Origin of the sequence: Flavobacterium chryseum (assembly GCF_004362015.1) — a bacterium.
Classification (GTDB): domain Bacteria; phylum Bacteroidota; class Bacteroidia; order Flavobacteriales; family Flavobacteriaceae; genus Flavobacterium.
This window is the reverse complement of sequence record NZ_SNWW01000003.1, coordinates 190,700-208,320: the sequence shown is the minus strand read 5'-3', so window position 1 is coordinate 208,320 and position 17,621 is coordinate 190,700. Positions and strand designations below refer to the sequence as shown.

The following is a 17,621-nucleotide window of genomic DNA, read 5'->3' as shown; positions in this document are numbered from 1 at the left end:
TTTTTATTTCAGTCCGTCAACAGAAACATTTACCGTTCCGTTAATCTTTATAAAAGCAATTATTGCCTGATTTGTGAGTTGAATTTTATCAAACTGAATATCTTCCATTTTTCCGTTTACAAATACGCCTGGCATTGGTGAATAGTTTTTAAGATACGCAGCCATACTTTTTTTGCCTTCTTCTAAATTGGGTTGTATAGAATAGCGACAGCTTTCTTCCATTTTCTTCAAAATGTATCCTTGAGCAAGCCAGCTTGCAGTTCGCATTAATTTGCTTTTGGTATCTAAAACATAATCTAATTTATCAAAATATATTTCTTTGGTTTGAGGATTGTATAGTGGAAAACCTGTTACATATATTGTTCCGTTTACAGATCCTAAAACATCAAGCGCAATAATCATCTTGTCATCTTTGTGCCAGATAGCGACATTTTTTACCGTGACTTTTTTACTTCCTGAACCAAATTCCTGACCTGCAAAGTTTGCAGTCATGATTTTAGAAGCCTCGTTATAAGTTGAAATAGCGGCAATATTAGCAGAGATTTGATTTGGAATTTTAGCCACAGGCTTTAAAACGATTTTACTCGCATTAAATTTAGAGTCAGGTTGTTTGCCAACAATAGTTTCCATATTGCATTTCATTCCCATATCTAATAAAAACAAGTCATTTTTAAGTTTTGCATTCGTCGAATAAACTTCAACAGGAACAATTCGCAACCATGTTTCAAAAGTGTCACTCATTTTAAACGGAGTACAGATTTTTTCTAAAGCCGATAAAACATTCGGTTTAAAATCCATAGATTTTTCGATTGCATTATCTATGCTTTTTTCAATTTTTGATTTAAAAATAGAAATCGCAGGATTAACTAAATAAGTTATAGGCATACTTTTTCCAAAAACAGTCATTGTTGGGCTTTCATTCCAATCAAGAGATTTGAATTCAGTTTTAGTGTTTAGTTTCCAGTTGGTTAAAGCAACTTCGCTTGATAAATTAATTACCCCATTTAAATTAAATTCTCGCGTATCATAAAGTTCAACACCTAATTTTTTGGTTCCAATTCGATATTTAACTGTTGCTTTTAAAGGCAGAATCGTTTTTATTTTTTTATCCGGATTGGCAGGATCATTTTGAATTTTTATAGGAGCCTGTTTCCAGATTTTCATTTCGATATCGTCATCTTCAATGTTATTATCTTCATAAATTAAACCATTTAAGATTGCATTAGTTTGGTTTTCAATATCATGTAGTTTTACAGTAATCGGTAAGTTAATGTACGATGGATTGCTGTCATAAACTAGCGGACTTGCATCATCTGGTTCAGGTTTTAAAGTTTCTAATTTTTGGGTTGTTGAGCAACTTAAAAGCACGGTAAGTACCGCAAATAAAGAAAGTGTTGAAAAAAACTTCATTGTTATGATTTTTTTGAGTGATGCAAAATTAAGAAAACAATTATATTATTCTAAATAAGTGTAACAATTGATAATAAATAGAGTCTTATTGTAATAATGAAACAAAACTATTAACGTTTTATTATCATAAATTACTTAATAAAAATATTATTATTGTCGTTAAATTTAACTAGATCATGATCGAAATCAAAGATTTGCACAAATCCTATAAAATGGGAAGTTCAGAGTTGCATGTGTTAAAAGGAATAAACTTTAATATTGCCGAAGGCGAATTGGTTGCGATTATGGGATCTTCAGGATCTGGAAAATCGACGCTTCTTAATATTTTGGGAATTTTAGATGAGGCAGATTCTGGTAGTTATATTTTAGATAAAACCCCGATAAAAAAACTCAACGAAACGATAGCTTCAAAATATCGAAATAAGTTTTTGGGATTTGTTTTTCAATCTTTCAATTTAATAAATTATAAAACCGCACTCGATAACGTTGCTATGCCTCTTTATTATCAAGGTATCAAAAGAAAAGAACGTTATGAGATCGCGATGAAATATTTAGAGAAAGTTGGTTTAGGATCGCATTCACACCACTTACCAAGCGAACTTTCAGGAGGTCAGAAACAACGTGTTGCGATTGCAAGAGCTTTGGCATCGAACCCAAAAGTTTTATTGGCCGATGAACCAACAGGAGCTTTGGATACTAAAACTTCTTATGAAGTAATGGAACTTATTCAGGGAATTAATGATGAAGGGAAAACCATTTTAATCGTTACCCACGAACCTGATATTGCCGCAATGTGCAAAAGAAACGTGGTCCTGAAAGACGGACTTATTATCGATGATAAAATGGTAGAACAAGTTAGAGCTACATCTTATGTTTAATATTGAACGTTGGCAGGAAATATTTGAAGCAATCTCTAAAAACAGGTTAAGAACATTTTTAACCGGTGTTTCTGTAGCTTCGGGAATTTTTATTTTGGTGATTTTGCTGGGAGCCGGAAAAGGACTTCAGAATGGAATTGAAAAACAATTCGAGCGTGATGCTGCCGGAATTATCGAAGTTTGGTCTGGTACGACAACCAAAGAATATAAAGGATTGAATCCCGGAAGACAAATTCAGTTTCGAAATAGTGATTACTCACAATCTGTTCAGAAATTTGAGGATAAATTAGATCTGAGAGCTTCAACACAGAATTATTGGGGAGCATCTTTCTCTTATGGAAAAGAATCAGGAAGTTATCAATATAGGGGAGTTGATCCTGATTATGGCGGAATAGAAAATTTGACGATAGTTCAAGGTCGATATATTAATGCTAAAGATTTAGCGAATTATGAAAAAGTCGCAACCATTGGAATGAAAGTCAAAACTGATTTGTTTAAAGATAAAGATCCACTTGGAAAAGAAATCTTAATTAATAATATCAATTTTAAGGTAGTAGGAGTTTTTACAGATCCTGGTGGAGAAAGAGAAGAAACAAGAGCCTATTTGCCTAAGACTACTGTACAAAGAGCTTTTGGTGCAGGAGATAAAATCAGCAATTTATTTTTTACGCTGAAAAAGACAAATGATTATGATGAAGCTTTAGCACAATCTGAAAAATTCACGCAGGATTTAAAAAATTTGCTTAAAAGTAAAAATGTGGTAGCTCCGGATGATGATGGCGGAATAAATGCCTATAATTCGGTTAAAGATGCCAAACAATTTTATGATCTAAATCTTTACATCAGATTATTCTTTTGGTGGGTAGGGATTTGTACTATTATTGCCGGAGTTGTTGGTGTAAGTAATATTATGCTAATTATTGTAAAAGAAAGAACAAAAGAAATTGGCATAAGAAAAGCACTTGGAGCATCTCCATTTTCTATTATTTCGATGATACTTCATGAATCCATTTTTATAACTACTATTGCCGGATTTACTGGGTTATTAGCAAGTTTATTATTATTGGAATTTGTTGGACCAATGGTACAAAGCGAGTATTTTCGAAATCCTCAGGTCGACTTTAGTGTAGCATTAACGACACTTGTTTTACTTGTATTTGCAGGCGCGCTTGCCGGATTTTTTCCAGCTTACAGAGCAGCCAAAATAAAACCTATTGTAGCACTTAGAGATGAATAATTATGTTTAATAAAGATAATTGGGATGAGATTTTACAGGCTTTAACGGCCAACGTTTTCAGAACGGTTCTAACTGCTTTTGGTGTATTTTGGGGTATATTTATTTTAGTAATATTACTTGCAGCAGGAAATGGTTTAGAAAACGGAATTAAAAAAGGTTTTGACGGAATTGCGACAAACACAATGTTTATGTGGAGTCAGACAACATCAAAAGCGTATAAAGGATTGCCTAAAACCCGTACCTATAATTTTAGGAATAGTGATGTAATGGCCTTAAAACAAGCTTTTCCGGATTTATTATATGTTTCTCCCAGAAATCAATTAGGTGATTTTAACGGAACAAATAATGTAGTACGTGGAACAAAAACTTCCTCTTTTACAATTTATGGAGATTATCCGGAACTGATTAAGCAACAGCCGATGGATATTATAAAAGGGCGTTTTATAAATCAACAGGATATTCTTGAAAGAAGAAAAATAGCGGTTATCGGAAAAGGCGTTATTTCTGAACTTTACGGAAAAGAAGAAGAGGTAATTGGAACGTACGTTAAAGTAAACGGAATAAACTTTATGGTTGTTGGTGTTTATAAATCGAAACAACAAGGTGGAAATGCAGAACAGGAACAAAAGAATATCTTTCTTCCGTTTACAACTTTTCAACAAGCCTTTAATTATGGAGATAAAGTAGGATGGATGGCGTTAACAGCTAGGGATGAAACATCCATTACTTCTTTGAAACCGAAAATTTTAGAACAAATAAGAGCGCTGCATTCCATAAATCCGGCAGATGACAGAGCAGTAGGGAATTTTGATTTATACGAGCAGTTTAATAAAGTGCAAAGTCTTTTTAGTATTTTAAATATCATTGCTTATTTTGTAGGAACTTTGGTTTTGATATCAGGAGTTATCGGAATTTCAAATATCATGCTTATTGTAGTTAAAGAACGTACAAAAGAAATAGGAATTCGAAGAGCTTTAGGTGCAACGCCGGCAGCTATTCGCGGACAGATTTTATCAGAATCTATCTTTCTAACGATTATTTCAGGAATGTTTGGTATTGCCGTTGCCACAGGAATTATCGCATTGCTGAATATGTTTTTAGATTCGATGCCGCCCGGAAACGATACAATGTTTGCCAACCCGAGTGTTGATTTAGGAGTTGTATTTGTCGCATTATTAATATTAGTAGGATCTGGTTTGCTGGCAGGATTTATTCCGGCTCAAACCGCAATTAATGTAAAGCCGGTAGATGCTTTACGAACAGAATAAAAATTATCAATCAAAAAAATAATCGAATTAAACCAAAAACAAAATGAAAAAAGGAGTAACTGTAACCATTTTAATTTTTATTGCTATAGTTTTCTTTGGCGCATTATATTATTTATACGCTAAAAATCAAGAGTCTCCCGTTATATTTAAAACGGAGAAAGCAGAAATTAAAACGATCGTAAAAAGCACTATTGCGACAGGTAATATTCAGCCGGATGAAGAAGTCCTAATCAAACCAAACATCTCGGGAATTATTGAACAAGTGTATATTAAAGCAGGTGAAAAAATCAAAGCCGGTGATATGATTGCCAAAATTAGAGTTGTTGCCAACGTATCGAATGTTAGTTCGACTCAAAATCAGGTGCAAACAGCTAAAATAGCATTAGATAATCAGGAAAAAATCTATAAAAGACAAAAGACATTGTTTGATAAAGATGTTATTTCTGCAAACGATTTTGATGCAGCACAATTAGCTTATACGCAAGCCAAACAAAACTATCAGGCTGCCAGACAAAGTTTAGACATTGTAAAAACAGGAACAACATCATCATTAGGAACTTATGCAAATACCCTAATTCGTTCAACAGTGAACGGAATGGTTTTGGCTGTTCCTGTAAAAGTAGGAAACCAGGTTATTGAAAGTAATAACTTTAATGAAGGAACTACAATTGCCAGCGTTGCAGATGTGGGAAGAATGATTTTTATTGGAAAAATTGATGAATCTGAAGTAGGGAAAATAAAAGAAAAAATGCCAATTGAAATTACAGTTGGAGCTATTGAAAATAAAAAATTTATTGCTGTTTTAACTGATATAGCGCCAAAAGGTGTAGTAGAAAATGGTGCGATTCAGTTTGAAATAAAAGCTTCTTTAGAAAATAGAGATGCTACTTTTATCAGAGCCGGTTTAAGTGCAAATGCTTCTATTATTTTAGAAAAAGCAGATAAAGTTTTAGCAATCAAAGAATCATTGGTTCAATTTGACAAAAAAACACAAAAACCTTATGTTGAAGTTGAAACTGCTCTTCAGAAATTTCAAAGAAGAGATTTAGTTTTAGGAGTTAGTGACGGAATTTATGTTCAGGTTAAAAGCGGAATTAAAGCTTCGGATAAAATTAAAATCTGGAATCAGGGTTTAGTTACTGAAGGAGAAGGAGAAAAAAAATAATTTGAAAGTGTAAAGGTTTTTTGGTTTTAAAAAATGTTAAATTTGCGTAGCTTGCATGCTATGCCTTCATCGAAAATATATGAAAATAAATAAATATAATAGTCTGGTTTTTGCTTTGTTATGCGGGTTTGGTATCTCAGCTCAAACACAACCAAAACAATGGACTCTGGAAGAATGCGTTAGATATGCATTAGACAATAACATTACAATCAAACTATCAGAGTTAGATGTAAAAAATGCAGTTATAGATAAAAGAGGTGCTTTGGGTAATTTTCTGCCTTCTGTAAATGCAAATGCTTCGCATTCGTGGAACGTTGGTTTGAACCAGAATATTACAACAGGTTTGCTTCAGAATTCAACAACTCAATATTCATCTGTGGGTGCTTCTGTTGGTGTAGATATTTATAAAGGTTTACAAAACCAAAACACACTTCGCAGAACTAAACTTGCTATCATCGCGTCACAATATCAATTGACGAAAATGCAGGAAGATATTTCATTGAATGTTGCCAATGCATTTTTAGAAATTCTTTTCAATAAAGAAAATTTAAAAGTTAAAAAAGAGCAACTGGCTATCGATCAAAAACGATTGGCCCGTTCTGAAGAAATGGTAAATGCCGGAACAATTCCGCGTGGAGATTTGTATGATTTAAAAGCCACTGCCGCAACAGATCAACAAGCAATTATTGTTGCTGAGAATAGTGTATTGATCTCTAAATTAAGTCTGGCTCAGTTATTACAATTAAAAGAATTTGCTGATTTTGACGTAATTGACGATACAGATGTAAAAGACGAAAACAATATCATGGCACAAACTCCAATTGATATTTACAATAAAGCAAAAGAAACAAGAACAGAATTAAAATTAGCTCAGACTAATCTTGAAATTGCGGAGAGAAACGTTATTATTGCAAAAGGTGCTTATCAGCCAACTTTGAGTGCTTTTTATAATTTCAATACGAGAGCAAGTTACTCAGATATCGTTACAGGTTCTACCTTAAATAGTGTCAATCCAACGCGACAAATCGGTTATGTAGAAGGAACAAATCAGGCAGTTTTAGAACCAAATTATTCTCCGGTTTTAGGCGGAGCAGCACCAATTTTTGATCAGTTTAATGACAATAAAGGGCAATCTTTTGGACTTCAGCTTTCTGTTCCAATTTTTAATGGTTTTTCAGTTAAAAACAATGTTGAAAGAAGTAAAGTAAGTTTAGAGAAATCTAAAATAGATTTAGAGCAAAAAAGTTTAGATTTGCAACGTAATGTTTATACTGCTTTTACAGATGCTAAAGGAGCTTTAAATGCTTATGAATCTTCGACAGTAACTTTAGAAGCAAGACAGCAGGCTTATAACTATGCAAAAGAAAAATACGATGTAGGTTTGATGAATTCATTTGATTTCACACAGGCACAAACATTGTTAACCAATGCACAATCAGAGGTTATAAGAACAAAATACGATTACATGTTCAAAATAAAAATACTTGAATTTTACTTTGGAATTCCAATCGTTCCAATTATCACAAAATAATTTACTATGTCAAAAAAAACAGTTTATTTCTTAGTCGGCGGTGCACTTGTTCTGATTGCATTTATAGTTGGTCTTTCAAAATCGGGAGTAATAGGAAATAAGGATGAAGGAAAAGAAGTAGAGATTTCAAAAGTTGAGGCTTCGACCATTGTTGAAACTGTTTCAGCAACAGGAAAAATTCAACCGGAAATTGAAGTAAAACTTTCATCGATGGTGTCGGGTGAAATTATTGCATTAAATGTAAAAGAAGGTCAGGTTGTTAAAAAAGGAGATTTATTGGTAAAAATAAATCCGGATTTATATACTTCAGGATTAGACAGATCAGTTGCAAATTTATCAGGAACAAAAGCGAGTTTAACGCAGTCTGAAGCCAACTATAAAGAAGCGAAGGCAAGTTATGAGCGTAACAAAACATTGTACGATAAAGGAGTAATCTCGAAATCAGACTGGGATAAATCAATTGCTACTTTTGAGGTGGCAAAAGCTACTAAACAAAGCTCTTATTATAACGTTCAAAGCGCGTCTGCATCTGTAACAGAGGCAAAAGACAATCTTGGGCGTACCTTAATTTATGCTCCTGCAGATGGAACAATTTCAGTTTTAAATGTAGAATTAGGAGAAAGAGTTTTAGGAACGCAACAAATGGCGGGAACAGAACTTTTGAGAGTTGCCAATCTTAATAATATGGAGGTTGAAGTTGATGTAAACGAAAATGATATTGTAAAAATTAAAATAGGTGATGAAGCCAATGTTGAAGTTGATGCTTATTTAAAAAAGAAATTTAAAGGTACTGTTACAAGTATTTCTAATTCTGCCAGTACAACATTAACCTCAGATCAGGTAACTAATTTTAAAGTAAAAGTGCGTATTTTAAAAGAATCATATCAGGATTTATTAGAAGGACAGCCAGCTGCATACTCTCCTTTCAGACCCGGAATGACTGCTACAGTTGATATTATTACAAAAACAAAAACGAATGTTTTGGCAGTACCAATTAGCTCTGTTGTAGTAAAATCAGATACAACTGCTGTAAAAGATTTTAAAGTTGAAGATCCAAACGAAGATAAAAAAGCAAATCCAAAAAGCGATAAAAAATTCGAATGCGTTTTTGTAAAAGTGGGCGATAAAGCTAAAATCACAATCATTAAAACAGGTATTCAGGACGATACAAATATCGAAGTAATGTCTGGCTTAAAACCTGGAGATGTTGTTATTACAGGACCCTATACAACAGTTTCTAAAGAACTAAATTCCGGTGATAAAGTGAAGCTTAAAAAAGCGGAAACTCCAAAGAAATAACACATATTGTCGCTCGTCCTGACATCAATAAATAATCTTAAAAATAAATACATTGTCTTTTATTCTCAATATCGAAACAGCAACCAAAAATTGTTCAGTATCAATTGCAAAAAACGGGGAAACTATTCTCTGTAAAGAAATTGCAGAAGAAGGATATTCGCATGCAGAAAAACTTCATGTTTTTATCGAAGAAGTAATTGCCGATGCCGGAATCACCGTTCAGGATTTAGTTGCCATTGCAGTAAGTCAGGGACCAGGTTCTTACACAGGTTTACGAATTGGAGTTTCAGCGGCAAAAGGATTATGTTTCGCATTAAATATTCCGCTAATTGCTATAGATACTTTGCAAACTTTAGCATCGCAAGCCAAAGTGTCTGACGGAAAAATTATTCCGATGCTCGATGCAAGAAGAATGGAAGTTTACAGTGCCATTTTTAATGCTGATTTAGAAACAGAAAGAGCAATTCAGGCAGAAGTCATTGATGAGAATTCTTTTAAGGATATAAATGAAACTGTTTATTTTGTTGGCGATTGCGCCGAAAAATGCCAGCCAGTTTTGACAAAGGAAAATTTTGTATTTTTAGAAGAAATTAAATACCCTTCAGCATCAGCAATGAGTAAAATCAGTTTTGATAAATATCAAAAAAGCGACACTGTAGATGTCGCTTATTTTGAACCGTATTATTTAAAAGATTTTATGATGGCACCTCCATCAAAAAAATAATCTATTCTTTTATTTTTGAAGTGTAAAAGGCTGAACAGCAATTCCAGCTTCATCTAAAGCCATTTTGCAATTCTCTAAAGTGTCAGAAAAAACAGCTCCATAATTTATATTTTTTGCCCACGGACGCACTGCAAATTCTACAGAACTTGCTGTCAGGTTTTTAACAAAAACCTCCGGAGCAGGATTTTTAAGAACTTTAGGATTTTTGTTTAAAACATCCAAAAGAATATCCTTTGCTTTTTTAATATCAGAATCATAAGAAACGGCAAAAGTCAAATCTGCCCTTCTTTCTCCCTGCATCGAGTAATTAATAATTGTTCCGTTAGATAACGCTCCATTAGGTACAAAAACAGTCTGATTATTTCCAGTAAGCATCTTAGTAACAAAAATTTGAATTTCTAAAACTGTTGCTATAACACCTTGCGCTTCAATTGTATCTCCCACTTTAAAAGGTTTAAAAACAATAATCAGCATTCCGCCTGCGAAATTTGAAAGCGAACCCTGCAATGATAAGCCTACAGCAAGTCCCATTGCTCCTAAAATGGCAACAAATGAAGAAGTTTCAATTCCGAGTTTTGAAATAAACGTAACAAACAATAAAACGCGTAAAGCCCATAACAAAATATCAGCAAGAAATTTGGTTAAAGTAGGATCAAGATTTCTCTTAATCATGACTTTTCTAATAATTCTGTTGATTAATCTAATGGCATATAAGCCAATAAATAAAATTAAGATTGCTGAAATTAATTTCGGCGAATAATCAAGCAATACTTCGATAAATCGAGCCGCGTAATTGCTGAGTTGTGTAGAATTCATGTCCATTATATCTAAATAAAAAAACCTTCTCTAGTGAGAAGGTGGTATTAAAAGTGCAAATATAAAAATATTTATTTCTATAAGAAAAAAAGTAGTTTTTTATTCCTTGTCTGCGGTATTATCAGCGGCTTCATCAGTTGCTGTTTTAGTTTGTTCGCTGGCATCAACTACCGTTTGTGAAACCACTGTTTCTGTTTCAGCAGTTTTTTCTTTTGCAGAATCGATTACATCGCTTAATGAATCAGAAGCTTTTTCAACATATTCACTTACAATGTCTTTTGCTTTGCTGGCATATTCTACAGCGCTCTCCAATATTGGTTCTGCAGCTTCTTTAACTTTAACGAAAGTTTCTTCGGCAAAAGCTTCTGCTTTATTAATAAGAGGAGCTGCTTCTTCTTTTGCTTGTTCAAAAGTGTTTTCGGCTTTATTTGCCAAATCAGTAGTAGTTTCTTTGGCCGAGCCAAATAAATTTTTAAAGAATGAAGATAGTCCCATAGTTTTAGTTTTTGGTTATTAGTTTAGAACACAATATAACTATTTAGAGAATATGAAAAACGTGCATTTAAAATAATTTGTTGAAAATTACGCAGATATGCATAAATAAAAAAAAGCGCCTCATTTGAAGCGCTTTTAATATTTTTATGATGTGTTTTTTATGCATTTACAGCCTCTACTTTAATAGCTTCATCGTTCAACATGCTTTTTAGCATATTTTCGATTCCGCTTTTTAAAGTAAAAGTAGATGACGGACAACCGCTGCAAGCACCTTGAAGAATAACTTTTACAGTTTTATCTTCTTCATTATAAGAGTCAAAAGCAATATTTCCACCATCTGCAGCAACTGCCGGTTTCACATATTCTTCTAAAATATTGATAATTTGTTGCGAAGTGACATCCAGTTTGTCAAAATTTTCATCTTTAGAAACATCGTTCTTTGTTGCAACTTCAATTAAAGTTTCGTCTAAAACAGTTCCGCCATTTTCAATAAATTGTTTGATGAAAGTTCTAACTTCTAAAGTGATTTCCTGCCAATCGTTGATGTCATATTTTGTTACCGAAATATAATTTTCATCGATAAAAACCTCTTTTACATACGGAAATTTGAATAACTCTTTCGCTAATGGAGAAGAAGCAGTCTGATCGATATTTTTATATTCAACCGGATTTCTGGTTAACATTCTGCTTACTACAAATTTCAATGCTGACGGATTGGGAGTTGTTTCTCCGTAAACCGTAATTGGCTGCTTTTTAGCTTGATTTTCGTCAATTTTAATGATAACGCCACCTTTATCTACAAATGCTGCAATTTGTTCAGAAACAGCATCTTGTACATCATCCCATTCTACAATACTATATCTTTCGATAGCGATGAAATTTCCTGAAATATAAACTGTTTTTACAAATGGAAGATAAAATAATTGTTGTGCTAATGGGGATGATTGGGCTTCATCGATATTTTTGAACTCAAAATTTCGGTTTTGAGTGATGAAATCTTCAAATTCAAACTTCAGGATAGTCGGATTTTGAGTTTCTCTTATAGTGATTTTTGTCATGAGTGGTAATTTTTTACAAATTTAAGAAAGTTATTTTCTACTAATGGCTATATTTGATTTTTTAATAAAATAATTAAGACTCTTTTCAAATTAATCGTATTAAAATAAAAGAGTCAACACTATTTTTAAATATTATTGCCTTTATGGAATTTAGAATCAGGCTTTTATTGATTTTTTTATTGACCTCCTTTTTTTCTTATTCTCAAGAAGGTATTCCTGTTTATTCAGATTATTTATCAGATAATTATTATTTAATTCATCCTTCGATGGCTGGCGCGGCGAATTGTGCCAAGATCAGACTAACGGCGAGAAAGCAATGGTTTGGTCAGGAAGATGCGCCATCACTTCAAACGTTAAGTTTCAACGGTAGAATAGGAGAGAGATCTGGTGCCGGAATTATTGTCTTTAACGATAAAAATGGGTACCATTCTGAAAAAGGAATTAAACTTACATACGCTCATCATATTATGTTTTCAAGAGATGAAGTCGATTTAAATCAGCTTTCATTTGGTATTAGCGGAGGCGTAATTCAGAGTCAGTTAGACGAAACACAATTTGGAGGAACTTTTGATCCAATTGTTTTTGGTCAGATTCAAAAAGATTCTTATTTCAATGTTGATGTTGGAGGATCATACAATTACCTGGATTTTTATGCTCATGCTACGGTTCAGGGCGTTCTTGAAACCAGAAGAGAAATCTACACAGATTATGAAAGTGATAATTTGAGAAAGTTCTTATTTAGTGCCGGATACGTTTTTGGCAAAAGAGAAAATATTACATGGGAACCCTCTATTTTGTTCCAGTTATTTGATCAGACGAAAGAAAAATCTATTGATGTGAATTTAAAAGCTTACAAAAACATGGACTTTGGAAGTTTGTGGGCTGCATTATCGTATAGAAGAAGTTTCGACGGTGCACAATATAGTGCCGGAAGCGGTGTAGCTTCGCAAAAACTACAATACATAACACCTATTATTGGTGTTAATTACAAGAATTTTATGTTTGCGTATACTTACTCGCAAGTTACGGGAGACGTGAAATTTGATACTGGTGGTTATCATCAGATTACTTTGGGAATCAATTTATTTTGTACAAAGGAACGTTACGATTGTAATTGTCCAGCGATTAATTAAATACTTTTTATTATGCTAATTAAATCTGTAAACGGAAAATCTCCGGTAATTCCAGAAGATTGTTATGTAGCCGAAAATGCTACTATTGTAGGCGATGTTACTTTTGGAGATTCTTGCAGTGTTTGGTTTAATGCTGTAATTCGCGGCGACGTTCACCTTATTAAAATAGGAAATAAAGTTAATATTCAGGACGGAGCCATTATTCATTGTACGTATCAAAAACATCCCACAATTATTGGCAATAATGTTTCAATTGGGCATAATGCGATTGTTCATGGCTGCACGGTTCATGACAATGTTTTAATAGGAATGGGAGCGATTGTAATGGATAATTGTGTTATTGAAAGTAATTCGATTGTTGCAGCCGGAGCCGTTTTAACGCAAAATACGGTTGTAACTTCCGGAAGTATTTATGCCGGTGTTCCTGCCAAAAAAGTAAAAGATATTGATCAATCTGATTTTGCGGGTGAAATCGAACGTATTTCGAACAATTACGTCATGTATTCAGGCTGGTTTAAAAACGAAGAATAAATTATAAATCCTAAAATGAAAATTCCAAATTCCAATAGTTTCAAGCTTTATTGGAATTTGGAATTTATATTTTGGAACTTTCAAAACTATAAATTGATTCTTTCGAAGAAAGCACTTTTATAACTTTCACTAATCGGAATTCGTTTATCGCTAATCAAAACTTTATTTTTCTGAATTGATTTTACATGTTTTATATTGATGATATATGATCTGTGAATTCTTGAAAATCCTTTGCTCGAAAGTAAATTTTCTAATTTTATCAAGCTGATCAGTGTCAGCGTAAATTTATTATCTGTAGTATAAATTTTGACATAATCTTTTAAGCCTTCGATAAATAAAATATCCGAAAAATTCATTTTTACATTTTCATATTCTGCTCTTACAAACATAAAATCCTGTTCTAATTCTGGAGCAGTTGTGTTTTCAGAAATGGCCTGAATTGCCGAAGCCGGATTGAAAATTTGCTGCGCTCGCACAACGGATTTCAAAAAACGATGAAATGGAATTGGCTTTACCAAGTAATCAACAGCACCAAGATTAAAACCTTCAACAGCATAATCAGAATAAGCTGTGGTAAAAATAATTAAAGGTTTCTTTTCGATAGTATTTAAAAATTCAATTCCCGAAAAATGCGGCATCTGAATATCCAAAAAAATCAAATCGATATTGGTTTGATTGATAAATGAAACTGCATCAATTGCATTATTAAAAGTACTAACCAATTCTAGTGAATCTACTTTTCGAACAAAATCTTCTAATAATTCAACCGCTAAAGGTTCATCGTCTATAATTACACATTTCATCTGTTCTGGATTAAATTCTTAAAAATTTGTTGTGGAAGTCAAAAGTAGTTTGAAACCAGTCAATTAAGTTTTAAAATTTTCATAAAATACTGGTTTTATTCGCTATAAATTATGCTTTTACCGTAATGGTTTTGGTTAATGTATAACCGTCTGTCAAATTTCCTGTTAATGTTGCCAGTTCATCAGATAAACTATCAGAAAAAATATTGTCTTTTGTGTTCGAAGTATCGGCTTGACCGTGAGCAGCATAATTTGTACTCGAATATACTTCGCTCGAAACATTTTCCGGAAAAGCAATTTGTGTTACCAACAATGAAGAACCTGAAGAAGTTAAAACTTCAACATGTACGTGCGGTGCTCTGCCTTGGTACCAACCTGGGAAAATGGAAAGAAATGAAACATTTCCGCTAACGTCAGAAGTTTGTCTTCCTCTTAAAAAATGCACACTTGTATAGTCAGTCTGCTGCATTGAAGTGCCGCCATATTCAGAATAATTTCCATCTTTATCGCAATGCCAAACATCGACTAAAACACCTTCTAATGGTGCACAATCTTTGCTTTGATTTTCAATCTTTAAATTTATCAGTAATGCAACTCCAATCCGGTCTGATTTTATATTTTCCAGAACTAACTGACTTGGTGTTTTTATGGGGAAAGGTCCTTTTGTTTCTGAAGGCGAAACGGCGCAACTTCCATCAGAAGATTCTGAGTCGTTATCGTCGTTGTCATTTTTAGAACAGGATTCTAATATTTTTGTAGCAGTTGCTAATGAAGCAATTCCTAAAATACTGTTTCGGAGGAATTTTTTTCTGTCCATAAAAGTTAAATTAATTTATTGCCGTTTGAATTTTGTCCAGGTTTAAATTTAAATGAACACGATAAAAGTGATTGTCTTGTGTTATATTCAGTTCATGAGCATTTGGATAAAGTAAATCCAGTCGATTTTGAATGTTTACTAAACCAATTCCTGAATTATCAGGGTCTTTTACATAGCTTTCAATTGTATTTTCTATCCAGAAATCAAGGTTGTCTTCTAATATGAAAATCTTAATTTTTACGTGAGCAGCACCCTTATAATCAGTTCCGTATTTAAAAGCATTTTCTACAAATGAAATTAATAACAAAGGCTCAATATATTTGTTTTTGGTATTACCGTGAACATTGATTACAATGTCTTCGATATCATTGAGCCTGAGTTTTTGTAATTCAATATAATTTTGAATGTAATTAATTTCTTTCTCTAAAGCCACCGTTTTATTATCAGTTTCATACAACATATAGCGCATTAATTCTGATAATGTGACGATGGCATCAGGAACCAAATCAGATTTCTTATGCGCCAAAGAATAGATACTGTTTAGAGAATTGAATAAAAAATGCGGATTGGTTTGTTTTCGCAAGTATATTAATTCTGTATTTGTTCTATGTGTTTCGGCTATTAATTTGTTTTGCTGATTATTATAAAACTCTGAAAGGGTTCTAATAATAGCACTTATTGTAATGATTAAAATATAAAATAATGAAGGGCCAATTTTAAAAAACAAAGGCTGTTTTGCCATTATAGAACTTACTCTTTTGCCTTTGAACATTAATTTCATGTCTTCTGGCGGCGGCATCATGCCTCTTGGTCTTACGTGTCTGAATTCAGGAATAAAATAATTAATCCTGATAACCATAAAAACTAAAATTAAGGCAAATACAAATACAAAATAAAGCCAATATTTTTTTTCTAAAAGTAATACGGGAACCAAGTAAAAATAATTGAGATAGAACAAAATAATTCCTGTTACCCATTGTACATAGAAATCATTACTGATTCTAAAAGGACTTTCATAAAATTGAATTAAAGAGGTCAAAATGAAGAAAGTCCATATAATGCTATGGAATAAAATTTTGTTTGAGTTTGTATTTTTAATGGCGCCTATATTCATTTAGATTTTTATTTTTAATAAAATTAAATCATTTTTTGTTACTGAAGGCGAAATGCCATCTCGGAGTTTTTTTTCCACTAAACTACCTACTTTTAAAGCATCTTCTTCTGTTGAAAAACTTTTGGTATCGCTTAAAACCGGAATAACAGATTGTTTGATTACAATTTTATTTTTATAAGCTATCGAATATCCCCAACCTGATGTGGTTTTGAATGATTCAGTTTTGAATGTTTCATTTTTTTTGCAGGAAGCCAAAAGTAAAACAAGTAGGATAAACAGTAAATTCTTCTGGATTTTGGCCCAGAAGAATTGTTTTTTACTATTAATTGTCATCGTCATTTTGTTCCTCTAAAGGTTTAAATTCCCATGCATCATCAAAATAAGTAGAGCCTAATCTTCCTAACATATAAAAACCTCTGTTGTTAATGGCAAAACCAACAGCGTCAGTTCTCGAAGCTCCTTCCATAGAAGTTCTTTCAACCCATAAATCAGTAGTAGGGCTGTACTCCCAAATTGTTTTTAAACCTTCTCCACCAACAAGATATCCTAATCCGTTCATCGAAAAAGTTGAAGCATTAGAACGAACAATAGTATAATCGTCATTGAATGAATCATCATCGTCATCGTCCTGATCAATATCACGTTTTCTTGTCCAAACATCTGCAGAAGGATCAAATTGCCAAAAATCTTCCTGTAAAACGCCATTATTAATTCCGGCTACTAAATAAGCTTTTTCGTCAATTATAAAAACAGAAGCGTTACGTCTTTTATTTCCACTAAAACCATTCATAAGTGTCCAGGTATTGGCCTGATCATCATATTGATAAAAATCTTTTAGATAATTTCCATCATAACCAGTTCCAAAATAAGCTTTTCCGCCAGCCTGAAAACCTACAGCAGCATAACGGGCCGTTCCGGCAAAATCGGTTTTTTGAGTCCAGCTGTTGCTGCTAGGATCGTATTGGTAAAAATCTTTCAATTTATTTGTTCCATCATAACCAAGCCCTACATATCCTTTGTCGTTAAGTGTAAAACTTGAAGCAGAACTTCTTGCGATTCCTGTAAAATCAGCTTTTTGTTCCCAATAATCTCCTGTTGAGTTGTACGCCCATAAATCTTTCAAATACACATCTCCTGTGTAACCAGTTGCTATATACGCATAATCTCCAATAACAAAACTAGTGGCGCTAGATCTTGCAGGTCCGTCAAATGCTGATTTTTTAACCCAGTTTCCTATTAAATCATCATCGTCATCACTTTTGCTGCAGCCTATAAAAAAGAGGCTCGAAAATAATGCCGCCAATAATATTCCATTTTTTAAATTATTCATAATGTATTAAAT

Annotated in this window: 18 protein-coding genes; 9 read left to right on the top strand and 9 right to left on the bottom strand. The window is 33.0% G+C overall.

Annotated features, from left to right (window positions below):
- Window positions 1–3: 3 nt before the first annotated feature.
- Window positions 4–1,410, bottom strand: coding sequence for a DUF4403 family protein (locus EV143_RS07470; RefSeq protein ID WP_133507342.1), 1,407 nt, complete (start codon window positions 1,408–1,410; stop codon window positions 4–6).
- 176 nt (window positions 1,411–1,586) lie between these two features.
- Here EV143_RS07470 and EV143_RS07465 point away from each other — a divergent pair, with 176 nt between their 5' ends.
- The 7 genes from EV143_RS07465 (at window position 1,587) to tsaB (ending at window position 9,512) form a co-directional block, all read left to right on the top strand.
- Window positions 1,587–2,288, top strand: coding sequence for an ABC transporter ATP-binding protein (locus EV143_RS07465; RefSeq protein WP_133507341.1), 702 nt, complete (start codon window positions 1,587–1,589; stop codon window positions 2,286–2,288).
- On the top strand, window positions 2,281–3,525 hold the full coding sequence (locus EV143_RS07460; RefSeq protein WP_133507340.1) for an ABC transporter permease: 1,245 nt from the start codon (window positions 2,281–2,283) through the stop codon (window positions 3,523–3,525). The genes EV143_RS07465 and EV143_RS07460 overlap by 8 nt, the downstream gene beginning before the upstream one ends.
- Before the next feature lie 2 nt (window positions 3,526–3,527).
- Complete coding sequence (locus EV143_RS07455; protein WP_133507339.1) at window positions 3,528–4,793, top strand: ABC transporter permease; 1,266 nt, start codon at window positions 3,528–3,530, stop codon at window positions 4,791–4,793.
- A 43-nt stretch (window positions 4,794–4,836) separates the two neighbouring features.
- Window positions 4,837–5,958, top strand: coding sequence for an efflux RND transporter periplasmic adaptor subunit (locus EV143_RS07450; protein ID WP_133507338.1), 1,122 nt, complete (start codon window positions 4,837–4,839; stop codon window positions 5,956–5,958).
- Between the two features lie 79 nt (window positions 5,959–6,037).
- Window positions 6,038–7,489, top strand: a complete 1,452-nt coding sequence (locus tag EV143_RS07445; RefSeq protein WP_133507337.1) for a TolC family protein — start codon at window positions 6,038–6,040, stop codon at window positions 7,487–7,489.
- 6 nt (window positions 7,490–7,495) lie between these two features.
- On the top strand, window positions 7,496–8,788 hold the full coding sequence (locus tag EV143_RS07440) for an efflux RND transporter periplasmic adaptor subunit (RefSeq protein ID WP_133507336.1): 1,293 nt from the start codon (window positions 7,496–7,498) through the stop codon (window positions 8,786–8,788).
- A 52-nt stretch (window positions 8,789–8,840) separates the two neighbouring features.
- Entirely contained in the window at window positions 8,841–9,512 is a 672-nt protein-coding gene (tsaB, locus tag EV143_RS07435; protein WP_133507335.1) for a tRNA (adenosine(37)-N6)-threonylcarbamoyltransferase complex dimerization subunit type 1 TsaB, read from the top strand.
- Between the two features lie 9 nt (window positions 9,513–9,521).
- On the opposite strand, the gene EV143_RS07430 is transcribed toward tsaB, so the two are convergent.
- The 3 genes from EV143_RS07430 to EV143_RS07420 all read right to left on the bottom strand — a co-directional run bounded on the left by EV143_RS07430 (window position 9,522) and on the right by EV143_RS07420 (window position 11,881).
- Window positions 9,522–10,334: a mechanosensitive ion channel family protein gene (locus tag EV143_RS07430; protein ID WP_133507334.1), complete on the bottom strand. Its 813-nt coding sequence runs from the start codon at window positions 10,332–10,334 to the stop codon at window positions 9,522–9,524.
- A 93-nt stretch (window positions 10,335–10,427) separates the two neighbouring features.
- The gene (locus tag EV143_RS07425; protein WP_133507333.1) at window positions 10,428–10,823 is read right to left on the bottom strand and encodes a YtxH domain-containing protein; all 396 of its coding nucleotides are present in this window, start codon (window positions 10,821–10,823) and stop codon (window positions 10,428–10,430) included.
- Window positions 10,824–10,981: 158 nt separating this feature from the next.
- On the bottom strand, window positions 10,982–11,881 hold the full coding sequence (locus EV143_RS07420) for a NifU family protein (RefSeq protein ID WP_133507332.1): 900 nt from the start codon (window positions 11,879–11,881) through the stop codon (window positions 10,982–10,984).
- Between the two features lie 143 nt (window positions 11,882–12,024).
- On the opposite strand from EV143_RS07420, the gene EV143_RS07415 reads away from it, so the two are divergent.
- Together EV143_RS07415 and EV143_RS07410 are read left to right on the top strand one after the other, a co-directional pair.
- Entirely contained in the window at window positions 12,025–13,014 is a 990-nt protein-coding gene (locus EV143_RS07415) for a PorP/SprF family type IX secretion system membrane protein (protein WP_133507331.1), read from the top strand.
- Between the two features lie 12 nt (window positions 13,015–13,026).
- Entirely contained in the window at window positions 13,027–13,545 is a 519-nt protein-coding gene (locus EV143_RS07410) for a gamma carbonic anhydrase family protein (protein WP_133507330.1), read from the top strand.
- An 86-nt stretch (window positions 13,546–13,631) separates the two neighbouring features.
- Here EV143_RS07410 and EV143_RS07405 read toward each other — a convergent pair whose 3' ends face one another.
- The 5 genes from EV143_RS07405 to EV143_RS07385 form a co-directional block, all read right to left on the bottom strand.
- On the bottom strand, window positions 13,632–14,348 hold the full coding sequence (locus EV143_RS07405) for a LytR/AlgR family response regulator transcription factor (protein ID WP_133507329.1): 717 nt from the start codon (window positions 14,346–14,348) through the stop codon (window positions 13,632–13,634).
- A 109-nt stretch (window positions 14,349–14,457) separates the two neighbouring features.
- A complete protein-coding gene (locus EV143_RS07400) occupies window positions 14,458–15,165 on the bottom strand; it encodes a dioxygenase family protein (protein ID WP_133507328.1) in 708 nt (235 codons plus the stop codon).
- Between the two features lie 10 nt (window positions 15,166–15,175).
- The gene (locus tag EV143_RS07395) at window positions 15,176–16,279 is read right to left on the bottom strand and encodes a sensor histidine kinase (RefSeq protein WP_133507327.1); all 1,104 of its coding nucleotides are present in this window, start codon (window positions 16,277–16,279) and stop codon (window positions 15,176–15,178) included.
- Complete coding sequence (locus EV143_RS07390; RefSeq protein WP_243739815.1) at window positions 16,280–16,618, bottom strand: DUF4907 domain-containing protein; 339 nt, start codon at window positions 16,616–16,618, stop codon at window positions 16,280–16,282.
- Entirely contained in the window at window positions 16,602–17,609 is a 1,008-nt protein-coding gene (locus tag EV143_RS07385) for a Kelch repeat-containing protein (protein ID WP_133507325.1), read from the bottom strand. The genes EV143_RS07390 and EV143_RS07385 overlap by 17 nt, the downstream gene beginning before the upstream one ends.
- Window positions 17,610–17,621: the final 12 nt, after the last annotated feature.